Raw genomic sequence first — 16,611 nt, 5'->3', positions numbered from 1 at the left:
TACCTATCTTTCCAATTGCGATTCCGCACCTGATCGCTCGATACCACCAGTTCCGTTGCTTCCGCTGTCGCGTATTTCGGGGGTGCTCCCACCCCACCAGTTCCGCTGTTAGCGCACGGACGGGTGTCTATCTACTACTGCAATTGTCGAATAGCGAGGTCGGGGCTGTACATTCTTCAGACCACTGGGGACCGTGTCCGAGACACCCAGGCACCGAGCGAATTTGCGGTCACCCACACCCCTCGTACCGAGTGAAGATTGATTACGGGAACTCTGTTGAGTTATGACTAGACATCTATACAACGATGATCTACTGATGCTATCTATTCAAATATCGCTGAGGTATCTGTTCTAGGCATCAAGGAATGAGTGAGATGTAACTAATATATCGGGTAGAGAATTCCTCGTAATGAGCCAAAATGGAACCTGGCAGAGTTCAGAAGTTGTACTACGATATGCATTCCATTTGGTCGAAACCTCTTACCCACCAGTTCCGCTGTTTCCAATGAAAGTGTCTTCTGTGGACCCACCCACCCCACTGGTTCCGCTGTTAGCGAATGAACGACTACACTACCCTCCCTATGGGGAGGGTATTTTTGTTCTGTGATGAACGTACTATGGATTAATTTTCTCCTATATTACTTATTAGTACTGATTTTAATAGCCGTTATGAGAGCTAGGCCGTGAGTGAGTTCACCTGTTCGAGTCTAACAGCGGAACCGATGGGGTGGGTGCGTTAGCCTAACAGCGGAACCAGTGGGGTGGGTGTGTCAGGGCGTCGACTCGAGAGACTCTTCTAATCCACTTTTCACACTCGAAACCGACTGAGCTAGTTTGTGCTCTTTGAATTTTCCGCCACTTATTCCGCGATTGATCTGCGTCGATGAGATAAGTCCGAGCGTTTCTAATTCTGCTAGATATTCGCGGACTGCCCTATTAGAAATAGGATCGCTTCCATCACGACTGCAGAGTTTTTCGTATGATTCCCGGATATCCCGCGTTCGTGCTGGTGTTTCCCCCTCTTCTTCCAGAATTGTAAGTGCCCAGAGGACCAGTTGACCGTGTCTCGAGTAGTTACTGATTCCCTCGATCACTTGATCGGTCTGGAGGCGTTTCCTCGCATTGCGGACGTGGGCCTCCGTAACAAACTCATCGTTGCTTTCGCGAGCGATGTCTCCGCTTTCGAGCAGTAGATCCAATGCTTTCCGAGCGTCTCCGGAGTCTTTCGCACCATAGGCAGCACACATTTCGATGACCCCTTCCTCAAGTACACCATCTTTGAAGGCGACTTCTTTGCGTTGACGAAGTACTTCTTGGAGTTCGTTCGCATCGTATGCGCTAAACGAGACCTCTTTTTCACAGAGACTGGAGCGGACCTTCGAACTCAGTCGGTTGCGAAAATTCAAATCGTTCGAAATGCCAATGACACCGATCCGTGAGTTCGTAACGTCGCCGTTCGAGCGGGCACGTGGGAGTTTGTACAGTAGACTATCATCTTGAATATGGTCCACTTCGTCGAGGACGATGAGAACAGTGCCACCGAGTTTCTCGAGTTCGTCGAATAGAAATTGGTAGACCGACGCTTGCGGATAGCCAGTATTGGAGATTTGATTCGCTGGAGCACGGAGTTCGTTTACGAGCGCAACACCAGTTTGGTAACTAGAGTTGAGGCCGTCACAGTTGACTTCAACGGTGTGTAAATCGAGGCCGTCAACATCTTCTGCGTCCCGTTCGAGAAGTCGGAGAAGGAACCGAGTCGCTGCAGTTTTGCCGACGCCACTTTTTCCGTAGAGGAAAATGTTAGAGGGTGTTTCACCTTCGATTACTGGCTGGAGTGCAGCGTGGTATTGTGAGAGTTCTTCATCCCGACCGACGAGGTTCTTCGGCGTCCACTCCTCGAGTAACGCTTCTCGCTCATCAAAGATGCGTCCGGTCGGTTTAAATCCAAAGTCAGTCATTGGCAACTAAATTTCAGCCATCCCACTTAACCTTTGGTTCCGCTGCTTCCGCTGTTTACTATCTTTTATAAACCCCTAACCCCACCACTTCCGCTGATAGCTACTTTGCCTACCATTCGTGACGCCGCTGTATTGCGGCACGCTAAATCAGAGGAAGAAATCGATACACCCGACGGTCACCGCGTACAGCACCATCGACGTCGTCAGCGCGCGGCCGACGTGGTAGCCGATCAGCGCCCGATCGACGCCGTGTCGCAGGGCGATCGAGAGCGGCAGCAGGATGAAACACAGCATGATCAGGTAGATCCCGATCACGATCGCGAGGGGTTCGGCGGGGAACGCGGCCGCGTCGACCTCGCTCGAGGTGAACACGTTCTGGCTCGCCATCATCGCGGCCATCCCGACGGTGACGCCGGCGACCATCGGCGCGAAGTACGCGGCCGTGGCGTCGAGCGTCCCCGTCACCTCCGCGAGGTCCCGTTTCGTCTCGGCTTCGACCTCCGAGAGGTCCTCTAAGTGATCGGCCATCGAGACGATCGCGCGCCCGGCGGGCTTGCCCTCCTTCGACGCGATCGCCAACAGCGCGGCCGTGCCTCGAGCGCGGGGACTGGGAACGTCCTCGAGCGCGCCGTGGGGGCCAAGAAACGCAGATTCGACGCCGATCCGGAGGCGTCGCTGCAGTCCGGCGGCGCGTTCGAAGACGGAGCCGGTTTCCCCCGGGACGCGGGTTGCCGCGAGTTCGACGGCCGACTCGACGGACTCGCCGTCGGAGACCTGCCGGCCGACGATGTAGAGGGCGTCGGTGAGGTGATCCTCGACGTCGCGAACGTAGTGACGGACCGCGAGGATCGGACCGTAGACGGCCAGCAGCGCGACGCCGACCGCGAAGCCGCCGGCGACGATCGACGCGAGGTGCGCGGGGCCGACCGCGTCCACGATCGCGTAGACGCCGATCCCGGCGAGGACGCCCCACAGCGCCCGGAGCCACAGCCGATCGGGAACGTCGGGATGGTCGCGCCCGATCGTCGGCGGCGGAAACGCGACCGGCCGGCGGACGAGCAGGTACAGCCCCGCGACGACCAGACAGGCCGGCAACGCGACGTTGTAGAGAAGGATTAGGACCCAGATGTTGATCGAGACACCGACCATCGGGACGGTCGGGACGAGCGCGATCAGCGCGAGCGGGAGCATGATCCCGAACGCGAACAGCCCGGTCGTCAGCGTCCGGATCGAGGCCGTAAATTCCGCCATCTGGCTGCGTGTTCCGTCGAGGACCGCCGCGAGCGAGCGATCGAGCGTCCGCTCGCGTTCGCCCGCCGGCGCGTCCTGGGCCGCCGCGAGCAGGTGCGCCGAGCGCCGAAGCGCCGGGAACCGGTCGGCCCACGCCTCGGTAAACGAGAGCAGCCCCGTCTCCGGCGTCCCGATCGAGCGGTCGATGTGCGCCGCGAGGTCGTCGGCGAGCGGACCGGTTCCGGTGTCGGCTGCGAACCGGACGGCGCTCTCGAGCGACGGCTGGATCTGCATGCGGAGGACGGCGCGGCCGATGAGATTCGGCGTCTCGCCGAGCGCTTCCGTCCGCCGGAACGCGGCCTGCAGTCGCGGGAACGAACGTACGGCGGAGGTCGTCGCGACTGGCGTCACGAGAACGAAAAACAGCACGAACGAGAGCGGTGCACCGAGTGCCACTAGGAGAAGCGGCGGCATCGCCGCGAGCAGTCCGGCCCCGTATCCCGCCCGAACGACCGTCTCGGCGTCGTGGGGCGAGTCAACGAACGAGAGCGCTTCCTCGAGGTCGTTGGACGGCTCGACGGCGGCGGGATAGAGCGCGGCGAGCGAGCGAACGAGCGCCACGCGCCAGTCGGCGGACGCGGTATCGGAGCGTTCGTCCGTACCCTCGGTGCCGCCACCGATTTCGGTTGCGGCGGTGCCGGACACGGTAGCGGAGTCGGATGAGCGGGCCATCGATCGATCACCGCTCGTACTGCCGCTCGGCGCAGGCCGTGGCGACTTCTTGCGGGCTCGTCCGCCCGTCCGCCGCGAGCGCCGCCAGTTGGTTCGTCCGCGTCTCGAGCGAACGGCGAACGTCGGCGTAGGTTTCGTCCGGCCCGGCGAGCCGATCGACGAGTCGGCTCTCGCCGCGATCGATCCGGCCAGTTGGTGCGGTGGCTCCGTCCTCGAGTTCGTACAGCGGTTCGAACCAGTGATCGTCGCCGTCGCTGATGACCTCTTCGATGCGGGCGAGCCGCCGTCGTCGGCCCTCGGACGTGTGCCGGGACTGAACGGTGACGATCAGATCCGTCGCACCGAACGAGGAGGGCGCGACGCCGAGGTCGGAGACGACGCGTTCGTAGACCTCACCGGCGCCGTCGCCGTGGATCGTTCCGAGGACCGCGTTGGCGTTGGCGCCGACCCGCATCGCCTCGTAGAGCACGCGGGCCTCCTCGCCTCTGATCTCGCCGACCACGAGCGCGCCGTCGCCGAGGCGAAGCGCGGTTCTCAGCGCCTCCGTGGGGGTGATCTCCGGTCCGTCCTCGCTGCCAGTGCGCAGCGCCTGCACGTTTCGACCGACCGACTGGAGCGCAGCGACCGGGAGCTCGGGCGTGTCCTCGAGCAGGACCGTTCGCGTCTCGGGGTGCAGTTCGTACAACAGCGTCCCGAGCAGCGTCGTCTTTCCCGCGCCGCGGGTGCCGGCGATCAAGCCGGCGGCGTTTCGTTCGACGGCGACCGAGAGGAACGCCGCCGCTTCCGCCGGCACCGTTCCGTTCGCGACGAGTTCGGGGAGCGTGAACCGATCGTCCGTCCGCTCTCGAAACGCGAAGGCGACGCCGTCGGCGACCGGATCGGTGACGCCGGCGACGCGGACGCCGGTGCCGTTCTCGAGGACCGCCGTCGCGTCGACCGTCGGATTCGCCCGCGAGAACGCGCGACCGCTCGTCCGCCGCACCCGGGACGCGAGCGCGCGTGCGCCCTCGGACGTCAGATAGACGTTCGTCGCCATCGACTCGCCGTCGACGATGACGCGGAGCGGGTTTCGGTCCACAGGCGACGTCACGTAGACGTCCGAGAGCCGGGGATCGGCGAACAGGTCCTCGAGAATTCCGTATCCGCTCGTATGCTTCGTGAGAATGTCCATCTCCAGCGAATCGGCCGGTCCGTCGGTGACGTGTTCGATCGCCCGCGGGGCCGCGCGTTCGCCGCTGACCGCCCCCTCAGCGACGGCCTCGTAGCCCTCGAGGAGACGCGACCGTTCGGTCGCCGAAAGGATCAGATCGACGACGTCGAGCGCGTACGCCGTGACGCCGCCGGGTCGGTCGTAGATCCGCACGTCGCTGCCCGTCTCGAGCGACCGACCGTCCCGCAACCGCGTGTCGTCCGGGATCGTCGGATCGATCCGGTAGTGGCCGATCGTGAGTCCGACCGTCGGGGACAGCACTGCATCGTAGTTCTCGATCCCTCGTGCGACGTCGACGAGCGCCGATTCGCGAACGATGTCGGTATCGACGCCGGTTCGCGGTCCGAATTCGTCGGCGATCGCGAGCGGATCCCGCCGTGCGGTCGCAAGCAATGCTTCGTCTCGATCCCCCAGTCGGTCGACGAACCGCCCCGCCGCGGCGAGCAGGTCGACGCCGCGGCCGCGGTACTGGTACTCGAGGCCGTTCGTCCGAACGACGATCCGGCGGGCGTCGCGGTCGGTCAGCGCGTCGACGACCGTTCGGCGACACGCGGGCGCGGTCGCGAGGTCACCGTCGCAGTCGCCGGCGTCGAGGACGAGGGTCTCGTCCGCCATGGCGACGCGACACGAACACGCGTCCGGCGGCTCCGAGTCGCCGAATCGATCGAGGCCATCGAACACGCGGTCGACGCCGAATCCGCCGAGAACCGATCGAAGGCCGCCTGTGGTTCCGTTTCCCGTCATGGGGGCCACTGGCCGCGCGTTCCGGTATAAACTCACGCCCGCCGCGCGACGACGACTGGCTCGTCGTTCGCGTCCGTTTCCAGCGTCAACACGAGCTCTCGCTCCCCTGCGCCACCGAGTTCGATCGGTTTGTTCTCCGTCGGCTCGAGCCAGACGATCGGCTCGTCGATGGTCGCCGTCCGGGTCGTGCCGTCTTCGAGGACGTACCGCGCGGCGCTGAAGTTGCCGTCCTCGCGGGGAACGACCTCGAAGTGGTCGACGCCCGCCGTCGTCAGCGAGCCTTCGGGGAGCGAGACGGTGACGACCCNTGTGCCGTCTTCGAGGACGTACCGCGCGGCGCTGAAGTTGCCGTCCTCGCGGGGAACGACCTCGAAGTGGTCGACGCCCGCCGTCGTCAGCGAGCCTTCGGGGAGCGAGACGGTGACGACCCGCTGCGGATCCGGGTGCGTGTCGGGCGTGGGGTCGTCGTTCGCGGCGAGCGACGTCGCCGCTCGGTCGAGGTTCTCGACGCCCGTATCGAGCGTTCGCTCGGTGTTCATCGCGGCGCCGTACTCGAGTGCGGGGACGGCGGCCGCAAGCAGCGCGAGCGAGAGGACCGCTGCGAGAACGTAGCGGATCACGCATCTGCTGGCCGTCTCTTCGTACGTAAACCGTCGGTCTGTAGTTTAAGTGCGAAGCCGGGGCCAGGGGGGCGTATGGTTTCGGATCAATCGGCGGCGGACGTCGCCGACAGGACGCACCGCTCGCGGCGTTCGTTCGGCGGGGACGACCGCGCGATCGAAGGGTTACCGATTCGGCTGGTCATCGCCCTGGTCGTCGGCGTCGCCGCGCTGGCGCTCATGCTCAACATGCTCGGCGGCATCGGCGACGTCGGCGATACGGAAGTCTCCGTCGAGATCGAGGACGAACTCGTCGAGGCGGACGCGACCGGGGCGGACGGCGAGGTCAAAGTCTCGGTCATCGACGAGAACGGCAACAACGTCGAAAACGCGAGGGTGATCGCGACGGCCGGTTCGGCACAACTCGACGGCGTCGTCGAAGCCGAGACGGGAAACAGGACGGGTCTCGAGGACCACGAGGCGCTCCTTGAGTTCGACGGGGACCAGAGCCTCCGGGCCGACCAGGACATCGGCACGATCGAACTCGAGGTGATCCCGCCGTCGGACAGCAACTACATCGACGAACAGCCCAACCCCGAAATCCGAGTCGCGTCGGACTTCTAAGACACGAGAACAGCGGACGCGGTGGTGTGGCGATCCCGCTACCGCGTCGGCGCGCTGCTCTCCCGCGCCGCCTCGAGATGCCGGCGCTCGATGACGACCTCGTCGGCGCGTTCGTTGGCGTCCTCGGGGTCGTACGCCTCGGCGACCTCCCGGATCGCCTGCATCGAGGCTGTCCGGACGAGCGCCTCGAGGTCCGCGCCGGTGTAGCCCTCGAGTTCGTCGGCCAGGTCCGCGACGTCGACGTCGTCGGCCAGCGGCTTGCCGCGGGTGTGGACCGCGAGGATCTTCTCGCGGGCCTCGCGGTCGGGTTCGCCGACGAAGACGTGGGTGTCGAGTCGCCCGGGGCGGAGCAAGGCGGGATCGATCTGGTCCTTGCGATTCGTCGCGGCCAGCACGACGAGGTTGGGGTTCTCCCGCATTCCGTCGAGTTCCGTCAGCAGTTGGGAGACGACTCGCTCGGTGACTTCGTTGCCCTCGCCGCGGGCGCTCGTGATCGCGTCGATCTCGTCGAAGAAGACGATCGATGGCGCGGACTGGCGGGCGCGCTCGAACACCTCGCGGATCGCTTTCTCTGATTCCCCGACGTAGCGGTCGACGATCTCGGGGCCGTCGACGCGGACGAAGTTGACGTCGGTCTCGCCCGCGAGCGCGCGTGCGAGTAACGTCTTTCCAGTCCCCGGCGGTCCGTGGAGGAGCACGCCCGACGGCGGCTGGGTGTTGGTCTCCTCGAACAGCCGGTCGTAGGTCAGCGGCCACTCGACGGACTCCCGGAGCAGCTGTTTGGCCTCCTCGAGGCCGCCGACATCCGCGAAGTCGGTGTTGGGCGATTCGGCGACGTACTCGCGCATCGCGGAGGGTTCGATCGAGGCCAACGCTTCGTCGAAGTGGCGCTTGTGGACCGTCGGTTCCCGATTCCACGCCGCTCGCTCGTCGCTCTCGGTCGGCCGCCCGCGGATCGCCGCCATCGCGGCCTCGCTGACGACCGAATCGAGGTCCGCGCCGACGAACCCGTGCGTTCGGCGGGCGAGCGCGTCGACGCTGACGTCGTCGGCCAGGGGCATCCCGCGGGTGTGGACCTCGAGTATCTCTCTGCGGCCGTCCGCATCGGGGACGCCGATCTGAATCTCGCGGTCGAAGCGGCCGCCCCGACGGAGCGCGGGATCGATCGTGTCGACGCGGTTCGTGGCGCCGATGACGATGACTTCGCCCCGGGCGTCGAGGCCGTCCATCAGGGTCAGTAGCTGGCCGACGATCCGGTTCTCGGCGTCGCCGTCGTCGTCGCGCTGGCCGGCGATGGAGTCGATCTCGTCGAAGAAGATGATCGTCGGCGCGTTCTCCTCGGCGCGCTCGAACACCTCGCGGAGCCGTTCTTCGCTCTCGCCCTTATACTTCGACATGATCTCCGGCCCGGAGACCGTCTCGAAGTTGGCGTCGACCTCGTTGGCGACCGCGCGGGCGATCAGCGTCTTCCCGGTGCCCGGCGGGCCGTACAGCAGGACGCCGGAGGGCGGATCGACGCCGAGCCGGCGGAACAGCTCGGGCTCGGAGAGCGGGAGTTCGATCATCTCTCGGACGAGCTCGAGTTCCTCGTCCAACCCGCCGATGTCCTCGTAGGTGACGCCGGAGGTGGGTTCCGTCGGCGCGGTCGCGGCCGTACCGTCCGTCGCCGACCCGCTCGTCCCCTCATCGCGATTTCGCCCGTCGCTCCGGCCGGTCCTCGAGGCCCCGCTACTCGCTCCCGCGTCGCCGCCGACGATCCGGACCGTCGTCGTGCTCGTGATGCGGACGTCGCCGTCGGGATCGGTGTCGGTGACGCGGAACGGCTCCTGATCAACGCCCTCGATTCGGATCTGTTCGCCGGCTCGCACGGGTCGGTTGCGGAGGATCTTGGTCGCCTCGCGTTCGGCGGCCGCTACCTGGTCGTCCGTCAGCGTCGGCGGCGGCGTCAGCGTCACGCGCTCGGCCTCGGCGATCGTCGACGTATCCTTCGTCCGAACGGTGACCGTATCCCCGACGTGCGCGCCGGCGTTCGCGCGCGTGTCCCCGTCGATCTGGATGACGTTTTCCGGGACCGACGGATCGGCCGGCCACATCTTCGCGACGGTCGCCGTCTCGCCGTCGATGACGACGGTGTCGCCGCTCAACACGCCGAGCTGGCGCCGCGCTAATTCCGGGATCCGTGCGACGCCGCGCCCGGCGTCTCGCTTTTCAGCGGCTCGAACCGTCAGCGAAACGCCGTCCGAATCCGACTCGCTCATGGAGGGTGCTTTCGCCCGCGTCGCCTTGAGAATTGTCCTGTCAATCGACGTTGACGTCGAATCGATGCGCTGTCCTGCTACAGCGCGTTCTCGAGCAACCGATCGATCCCCCGACGAATGCGCTCGGAGGCAGACGGTCCCGAAATCCCCAGTCGCTCGCCGATTTCCTCGGTCGACGCCTCCCGCGGTACCGCGAAGTAGCCCGCGTCCTGGGCCGCGACGAGCGCGTCGTATTGTTCCCGCGTGAGGCCGAACGGTGGATCGTCCGCCGTCGATTCCCGTGTGAGTCGCTCGAGTTGGAAGGACGCGCCCCGATCGACGCAGAACGCGCGGTACTCGGCCAGCGCCTCGCGGCCGGGGAATCGGGCGCGTCCCCACCAGCCGTCGACGGTCACGATTCCGTCGAGCGGCGTGGTGCCGAGTTCGACGTACTTTCGGTAGATCGGGACCGGCGGATTGCGAAGTTTGATCCGGTAGAACGTGCTGCCGCTCGATTCGTCCAGCGGGATGTGCTCTGCGACCGTGGGATCGTCGGCCAACGCGGCGCCGAATTCGTCGTCGGAGTCGTCGACGACCCGACAGAGGACGACGGGTCGATCGGGATCGACGACGAGGATTCGTTCGATGTAGACCGTCACCTCGGGGACGGCCGCGACCGCGTCCGTCAGTGGGAGATCGAGCGACGTCAATCTGAACTCCGCGATGAGCCCCATGCGATCACGTGCGTCTGATATTACTTAAACACCCTACTGTATTAGATACAAGTTCATCGGGATCTCGAGCGTATACTCACATGAACATGACGCGCGATGCACGACCCGAGATGCGACTGGATTCGTCGACGCGTTCCCATCGATACTACCGGAACGCCGTCGAGAAGCATTGGGACCCCCACGAGATCGATCTCGAGGCGGACCGTGAGGGCGCCGCCGAACTCCCGGACCCGGCGTTCGAGGGGCTGAAACGGTCGCTGGCGCTGTTCGGCGCCGGCGAAGAGTCGGTGACCGAGGACCTCGCGCCGCTGGCGGTCGTCCTCGAGGATATCGAGGACCAGCTGTTCATCACGACCCAACTCTACGAGGAGTCGAAACACACCGACTTCTTCGACCGCTACTGGCGGGAGGTGATCCACGCGGAGGAGGACCGCCGCGGGCAGGAACGGTCGTCGCCGACCGACGAGCGGTGGTTCAACGACCCCTACGACGAACTCTTCGAGCGCAACGAACGGGCGATGGCGCGCTTGCTCGAGGACGACACGCCGGAGAACCGCGCGAAGGCCCACTGTCACTACCATCTGACGATCGAGGGCATCCTCGCGCAGACGGGTTACTACGGGCTGACCCTCGCGTACGGGGAGCAGGAATCCGACCTCCCCGATCTGCCGGGGCTGGTCGAGGGGCTCAAACTGGTCCGCAGCGACGAGGGTCGCCACGTCGGCTTCGGGATGACCCAGCTCAAGTCGTTCGTGGTGGACGGCGAGGTCGATCCCGACGTGCTCCGTGACACGGTCGACGAACTGGTGCCGCTCGTCCAGGACAGTCTCGCCGGCGAGGGTGGGGCCAGCACCGAGGCGGGCCCCGGTCCGAGCCCGTCTGACCTCGCCGAGTACGCGTATAACAAACACGAACAGCGCATGCAACAGATCACGACCGCGAGCGAGAAGATTCCGGACGTCGAAGAACTGACCGAACTCGACGCGTAGACCCGTTGGCAGCGGTACCCGGGCAGGGATCTGTTTCGACGGACCGACCCCGTACACTTACTTTGTCTCGTGGCTGACTATCGCATATGGCATCGCGTCACTGGCTGTACTTCGGCGGCTTCGTCGTCACCGGAATTCTACTGGTCGGCGTCGGACTACTGGGTCTCTTCGACGCGCTCTCCGTGCTCTCGGGAGGCGAGACCTACAGCGAGGAGGTCCTCGTGCTGGCGATGCTCGGGGCGGCCGCCGAGTGGGTCGTCGCCGCGATCGTTCTGGGACTGATCGCGGTCACGTTTCTGGTCGCGACGGTCGTCTCCGTCCTCCGGACCAAATCGATTCCCCGGAGCGACCGGCTGGCGTCGATCGTCGAGCGCCTCGAGCGCGAGTATCCCGTCCTGCGGCAGTTCGACGCCTCGGAGCGAGTCGAGCCGACGACTGAGGATCGCAGACAGCAACTCAAAGAGCAGTACGTCGACGGCGAGATCACCGAGGCTGAGTTCGAACGCGAGATGCAGCGACTGCTGGACGACGACGCCGCGGACGCGAAGTCGCGGTCGAATACGCACACGAACGTCGAGATCGATAAGTAACGAATAGCGGCTCCAGATTCGGAGAAACGCATTTTGCCGTTCGCGGTGACTGCTTCCCCATGGTACTCCAGACGGAGCGCGACGACGCGACCTGGTGGGAGTGCGAGACCTGCGGGCTGCTGTTCGACGAGAAGTCAGACGCGACCGAACACGAGAACCACTGCGACGACTCCGACCCGTCGTACATCCAGTAAGCGACCGGCGTCGACGCCGCGGCGCCGGTCATCCGGCTCGAGCGTGTGTTCGAACTCGAGAGTCCGGAACAGGTCGTAGGCGGCACACGTGTGATTGTAGCGCGGACTGATAGCTCGAACACGGTGGCGACGGACGGAGAGTGGTGACGAACGAAGAGCGAGACCGGCCGGACGCGCGGAACTGGAACCTACTGCCTGCTACATGCGCGGCGTAGAGACGTGCTTTCACTGATCCGGGTCCCGTTCGGCCTCGGATATCGATTCCTCGGTCTCGGCGACGAGCGCCCGTCGGGCGGCGTCGATGTGGTTCAGCGCGGTCTCGAGCCGAACGTCCTCGGTTGTGGACTGGCCCCCGCCATGATCGTCGTCTTCGTCGCCGTCGATCGACCGATTTCGGGTGTCCTGTGTTCTAGCCTCGTACCGCCGACTGCGAACGCGGTTGACGTTCTCGAGGGCGTCGATCATGTGCTCGATGGCCTCGTCTAACGGATCGTCGTCTTCCGTTGGTTCACAGACGACGTCTCGTAGTTCCTCGAGCAGACGCGGATTGTGCTCCTGGAGCAGTTCGACGTCTTCGTCGATGTTCTCGCGGATCCGCCGGCGAACCCTCGAGACGGCCTGATAGTGGTCGTTATCGTCCGCGTCACCGGCGCGGGCGAGGTGCCGTCTGTCGCGGTCCGTCGTCAGCGCACGCCCGTTGGTTACGGACGGGATGTCCTCGGGCTCGGGTACCATCACGCCTACGATAGCGCTGGAACGTGTTGAGAGTACTCTTCCCCTATGGGGTAATGTCACCAGGGATGGAACTATATCGATCTGATGAAATACCGTCATCGGAAAGGAGAATGTATCGCTATGAGGTAACCCGCGATTGGTTGCGGATAGTAGCGGTTGACACGGTAAACGATTATTCCGGGCCCCGGTTCTCGGGAGCAGTCGCTCGGCGGTAGGATCCGGTAACAATCACCAGATGGTACACGTAGTACCGCTGACTCGAAAACCGGAATCGCGGCGTTCCAGCACGGGCCCAGTGAACGCACTTTTACGCGCGTCTACCCCGGACTACTGCTTCTCTTGAAATACGTTTTTCTCCACGGTCACGTCGCAGAATTATCAGCGAACCGCTATCTGTCATTACGGCCGGAGCCAGTACGCGGAACCGACCGCTGAAACAGTGCTACCGATCGTTTACCTCGTTTCGACGCCCGCTGAACGTGGACTCTCGTCCGAAAGCAGTTTGCCCGCCTCAGTCGCTCTCGAGCGCTATACCGAGACGTTCCGTCGATAGCTAACTGTAATCGAGCCGATACAGACGTTCGATAAGTCAGCCCACCTCTCACGCGAAATCATTGACCCAGTTACGACGAGGTTTGTCTCCTTCAACGAACAGTCGTGTCTGGGCCTGTGTCTGATCAACGAAATCGAACTATCCTCAATGAAATAAATAATATAGTTAAATTACACCGTATCTTGACGTATTTACACTCTCGACCGGGAATAGTCAGTATGTATGATTGACACTACGAAACGGTCGCATCAGTTGTAGCCAACGGCTGTAACGATTGGGGCGGTTAATACGGGCACTCGAAGTGCCCTCTAACGGGCGGAACCCCGCCCGAGAACGAAAATGACGGAAGATAAGACAACCAGCGATCGCCGGAGTGTTCTCCGGGCCGCGGGGACGGTGAGCCTCGCCGCGATCGGATTCACCGGCGCCGCTTCGGCAAGTGGGTACGACGAGCACGATGGGAAGAAAAAACCGTCGAAACATCACGAGAAGAACAGTTGGAAGCACGGCAAGGACAAGGGTCACGGGAAAGACAAGGGCAAAAAGCGGAGACACAAGCCGAAGAAAAAACGCCGCAAGGGCAAGCACCACGAGAGAGGCAAGGGCAAAAAGAAGGGCCACAAACCGAAGAAAAAGCACTGGAAGGACAACGATCACAAGAGAGACAAGGGCAAAAAGAAGGGCCACAAACCGAAGAAAAAGCACTGGAAGGACAACGATCACGAAAAGCGCAAAGCCAAAAAGTGGGGTCACAAGCTGAAGAACAAAATCCTCAAGGATTTCGAACACTACTAAACGAAAACGAGGGGGATGCGATTAGAATTGAATTCTGACGCTCTCTAACGGGGCTTCCCGCTATTGATACGATCTTATTTCTCTTTTACTGATACTGACGATCCGTGGACATTGTGGTAGACGGAGACGGTGATCGGTTTGATAGTTACCGATCAGGCGGTGAGTCGTTCAGACCCCGGAAAGTTTCGCCAATGTGGATCGGCCCCGGAGAAAGTCATCACCGAACGAGAACGAGAAGCGTCTCACAGCGCGCTCGATCCCGAACGCACCGTCACTCGAGTCGCTCGCGATGCTCGTCTGCGAGTTCGCGAGCCTGCTCGAGCGTGTGGGTTTCCGTCCACCGTACGCGGTCGGCGTCGCCGTAGGCCAACGCGGTTTTGAGTTCGTCGCGAAGGACGCCGTGGTCGACCGCCTGGACCGTCCCCGAACTGTCGCCGAACTCGTAGACGCCGGGCCGATCGGGCGCGCTCGAGACCGCGTCCCGGTCGAGGTCTCGCCAGGGTTTCTGTAGCGGCATCGCTTAGCCCCAGTTCGTGCCGGAGCCGTCATCATCGGCCTCGGCGTCGGTAGTATCCGTACCGTCGTTTCCGTCCACGTCTCCGTCGCTCGAGTCGACGCGCTCGACGAGTTCGTAGGCGTGTTCGCTCATCTCGTCCTCGGCGAAGACGAACACGCGGCCGTCGACCGCCGAGAGGTCGGCCTCGACGCGGATCGAGTAGCCCTCCGTGGCGACGGTGACGGCGGGGAACAGCTCCTCCTCGTCGTCGCGGTCGAGCATCACGCGCCCGACGCCGGTCGACTCGAGGATGTCGTCGTGGGTGTTGCGGTCGTTGACGTAGGTCATGACGCCCTCGACGCCGTCGGGGTCGGTGACGAGGACGTGCACTTCCTTGCCCGGCGGCGTCGTGATCGCTCCCTCGACGGGTTTCGGCGGGCCGTGATAGAAGACGTCCCGGCCGTCGAGATATTCGACGACGACGCCGCCCTCGACGAAGTCGACGGCAATCGTGCTGGGTGCGACGTTGTTGCGCGCGCTCATTGGTCGCTCGTTCGAGCGGATCCCGGAAAAACGATCGGTTCCGTCGTCGGTCCGCCGCCACGAGACGCAGCCGGCGGCTGCCGATCGGAACGATCGCGTCCGTACCGCGGGGCGGCGGAAGACCGCGAATCCGACGAACCGTCAGCCGTAAGTACGCGGTCTGAGAGTGTGTGACTATGGACGGCCGCGCCGTCGCCCCAGCAGCCGGAACGGTTCTCAACGCGCTCGCGACCGGGACCGGCTCGGCGTTTGCGATCGACCTCGAGACGACAGCTACCGTCGAACTCACCGACGACGGCGAGATCGACGCCGAAATCGCCGGGCAGCCCGACGCCGACACGACGCTCATCGAGCGCTGCGTCGCGATGACCCTCGCTGAGCACGCCGACGCGGCGGGCCTCGACGCGTCGACCGTCGGCGCTCGAGTCCGAACGGACAGCGAGGTGCCGATGGCCGCGGGGCTGAAGAGCTCCAGCGCCGCGGCGAACGCGACCGTGCTCGCGACGCTCGACGCCCTCGAGATCGCCGACACGGTCGACCGGATCGAGGCCTGTCGCCTGGGCGTTCGCGCAGCCCGCGACGCCGGCGTCACCGCGACAGGCGCTTTCGACGACGCCAGCGCGAGCATGCTCGGTGGCGTCACCGTCACCGACAACGCGACCGACGAACTGCTCGCTCGAGAGACGGTCGACTGGGACGCGCTCGTCTACACGCCGCCAGAACAGTCCTTCAGCGCCGACGCCGATATCTCGGCTTGCGAGCGCGTCGCGCCGATGGCCGAACTCGTCGCGGAGCTCGCTCTCGACGGTCGCTACGGCGAGGCGATGACCGTCAACGGCTTCGCCTTCTCGGCTGCCCTCGAGTTCCCGACGGGACCGATGATCGACGTCATGCCCGAGGTCGCGGGCGTCTCCCTGTCGGGAACGGGCCCGAGCTACGTCGCCGTCGGCGATCGATCGACGCTCGAGGCGGTCCGAGATCGGTGGGACGACCGAAACGGAACGACACGATTACTGACGACGCGAACGGACGGAACACAAACGACATGACTCGCAACTCCGAGACAGCCGCGGACGGCGGGACCGAGAACCGACTGCCTGACGAGATGAGCCTCGACGAACTGCGCGAGGAGATCCAGACGATCGACCGCGAGATCGTCGAACTGATCGCCCAGCGCACCTACGTCGCCGACACCATCGCCCAGGTCAAAGACGAACGGGGGCTGCCGACGACCGACAAGAAACAGGAACAGCAGGTGATGGAGCGGGCCGGAGAGAACGCCGAGCAGTTCGACGTCGATGCCAACCTCGTGAAAGCGATCTTCCGACTGCTGATCGAACTGAACAAAGTTGAGCAGCGTGAGAATAGGTAACAATATACATAGGTGAGGGAGTAGGACAGACCGATATTTGTATTTCGATATATAGTTAGCGAACATCGATGACCCAGCGGGAAGAGTTCAAGTTCTCCTCCGTCCAATTGGTCTCCGAATTCTCCTCGTACTGTACGGAAGAAAAAATCGTATGGGTTCCCGATGCGATTACTCGCAAACTGCGTCAGCAATCCGATTTGGGAGACGTTACGGAAGTGACCCATTCACACACCTCTCTCGAACACATCTTTCTATTATTAAACCAACTTGAAGAAG

At 63.5% G+C, this 16,611-nt stretch carries 16 protein-coding genes; 7 read left to right on the top strand and 9 right to left on the bottom strand.

What is annotated here, in order from left to right:
• Positions 1-770: 770 nt before the first annotated feature.
• The 4 genes from C477_RS23035 to C477_RS15910 all read right to left on the bottom strand — a co-directional run bounded on the left by C477_RS23035 (position 771) and on the right by C477_RS15910 (position 6,494).
• Positions 771-1,958, bottom strand: coding sequence for an orc1/cdc6 family replication initiation protein (locus C477_RS23035; RefSeq protein ID WP_008895547.1), 1,188 nt, complete (start codon positions 1,956-1,958; stop codon positions 771-773).
• 147 nt (positions 1,959-2,105) lie between these two features.
• Positions 2,106-3,920 (bottom strand): type II secretion system F family protein, encoded by a 1,815-nt coding sequence (locus C477_RS15920; protein ID WP_008895546.1) that lies wholly within the window; start codon positions 3,918-3,920, stop codon positions 2,106-2,108.
• Positions 3,921-3,927: 7 nt separating this feature from the next.
• Positions 3,928-5,874 carry a type II/IV secretion system ATPase subunit gene (locus tag C477_RS15915; protein ID WP_008895545.1) on the bottom strand — a complete coding sequence of 649 codons (1,947 nt, stop codon included), beginning with the start codon at positions 5,872-5,874 and terminating at the stop codon, positions 3,928-3,930.
• Between the two features lie 32 nt (positions 5,875-5,906).
• Positions 5,907-6,494, bottom strand: coding sequence for a DUF7311 family protein (locus C477_RS15910; protein WP_008895544.1), 588 nt, complete (start codon positions 6,492-6,494; stop codon positions 5,907-5,909).
• A 75-nt stretch (positions 6,495-6,569) separates the two neighbouring features.
• Between C477_RS15910 and C477_RS15905 the strand changes: the two genes are divergently transcribed.
• On the top strand, positions 6,570-7,097 hold the full coding sequence (locus C477_RS15905) for a DUF7382 domain-containing protein (RefSeq protein ID WP_008895543.1): 528 nt from the start codon (positions 6,570-6,572) through the stop codon (positions 7,095-7,097).
• A 38-nt stretch (positions 7,098-7,135) separates the two neighbouring features.
• Here the strand turns inward: C477_RS15905 and C477_RS15900 are convergent, their stop codons facing one another.
• Both C477_RS15900 and C477_RS15895 read right to left on the bottom strand, forming a co-directional pair.
• On the bottom strand, positions 7,136-9,355 hold the full coding sequence (locus tag C477_RS15900) for an AAA family ATPase (protein WP_008895542.1): 2,220 nt from the start codon (positions 9,353-9,355) through the stop codon (positions 7,136-7,138).
• A 77-nt stretch (positions 9,356-9,432) separates the two neighbouring features.
• Positions 9,433-10,068 carry a helix-turn-helix domain-containing protein gene (locus C477_RS15895; RefSeq protein WP_008895541.1) on the bottom strand — a complete coding sequence of 212 codons (636 nt, stop codon included), beginning with the start codon at positions 10,066-10,068 and terminating at the stop codon, positions 9,433-9,435.
• 80 nt (positions 10,069-10,148) lie between these two features.
• Between C477_RS15895 and C477_RS15890 the strand changes: the two genes are divergently transcribed.
• The 3 genes from C477_RS15890 to C477_RS24750 all read left to right on the top strand — a co-directional run bounded on the left by C477_RS15890 (position 10,149) and on the right by C477_RS24750 (position 11,841).
• On the top strand, positions 10,149-11,057 hold the full coding sequence (locus tag C477_RS15890; RefSeq protein WP_008895540.1) for a ribonucleotide-diphosphate reductase subunit beta: 909 nt from the start codon (positions 10,149-10,151) through the stop codon (positions 11,055-11,057).
• 86 nt (positions 11,058-11,143) lie between these two features.
• Positions 11,144-11,647, top strand: a complete 504-nt coding sequence (locus tag C477_RS15885; protein WP_008895539.1) for an SHOCT domain-containing protein — start codon at positions 11,144-11,146, stop codon at positions 11,645-11,647.
• A gap of 59 nt (positions 11,648-11,706) precedes the next feature.
• Complete coding sequence (locus C477_RS24750) at positions 11,707-11,841, top strand: DUF7128 family protein (protein WP_008895538.1); 135 nt, start codon at positions 11,707-11,709, stop codon at positions 11,839-11,841.
• A 225-nt stretch (positions 11,842-12,066) separates the two neighbouring features.
• On the opposite strand, the gene C477_RS15875 is transcribed toward C477_RS24750, so the two are convergent.
• Positions 12,067-12,576, bottom strand: coding sequence for a hypothetical protein (locus C477_RS15875; RefSeq protein ID WP_008895537.1), 510 nt, complete (start codon positions 12,574-12,576; stop codon positions 12,067-12,069).
• Positions 12,577-13,468: 892 nt separating this feature from the next.
• Here C477_RS15875 and C477_RS15870 point away from each other — a divergent pair.
• Positions 13,469-13,924 (top strand): hypothetical protein, encoded by a 456-nt coding sequence (locus C477_RS15870; protein ID WP_008895536.1) that lies wholly within the window; start codon positions 13,469-13,471, stop codon positions 13,922-13,924.
• A 271-nt stretch (positions 13,925-14,195) separates the two neighbouring features.
• On the opposite strand, the gene C477_RS15865 is transcribed toward C477_RS15870, so the two are convergent.
• The gene (locus tag C477_RS15865; RefSeq protein WP_008895535.1) at positions 14,196-14,441 is read right to left on the bottom strand and encodes a DUF7508 domain-containing protein; all 246 of its coding nucleotides are present in this window, start codon (positions 14,439-14,441) and stop codon (positions 14,196-14,198) included.
• A 3-nt stretch (positions 14,442-14,444) separates the two neighbouring features.
• Positions 14,445-14,963, bottom strand: a complete 519-nt coding sequence (locus C477_RS15860; protein WP_008895534.1) for a DUF5796 family protein — start codon at positions 14,961-14,963, stop codon at positions 14,445-14,447.
• Between the two features lie 176 nt (positions 14,964-15,139).
• On the opposite strand from C477_RS15860, the gene C477_RS15855 reads away from it, so the two are divergent.
• Together C477_RS15855 and C477_RS15850 are read left to right on the top strand one after the other, a co-directional pair.
• Complete coding sequence (locus C477_RS15855; protein WP_008895533.1) at positions 15,140-16,012, top strand: shikimate kinase; 873 nt, start codon at positions 15,140-15,142, stop codon at positions 16,010-16,012.
• Positions 16,009-16,335, top strand: coding sequence for a chorismate mutase (locus C477_RS15850; RefSeq protein ID WP_008895532.1), 327 nt, complete (start codon positions 16,009-16,011; stop codon positions 16,333-16,335). The genes C477_RS15855 and C477_RS15850 overlap by 4 nt, the downstream gene beginning before the upstream one ends.
• The last annotated feature ends 276 nt before the right edge of the window (positions 16,336-16,611 follow it).

This window comes from Haloterrigena salina JCM 13891 (assembly GCF_000337495.1).
Taxonomy (GTDB): Archaea; Halobacteriota; Halobacteria; order Halobacteriales; family Natrialbaceae; genus Haloterrigena; species Haloterrigena salina.
This window is presented reverse-complemented; position numbering and strand designations above follow the sequence as displayed.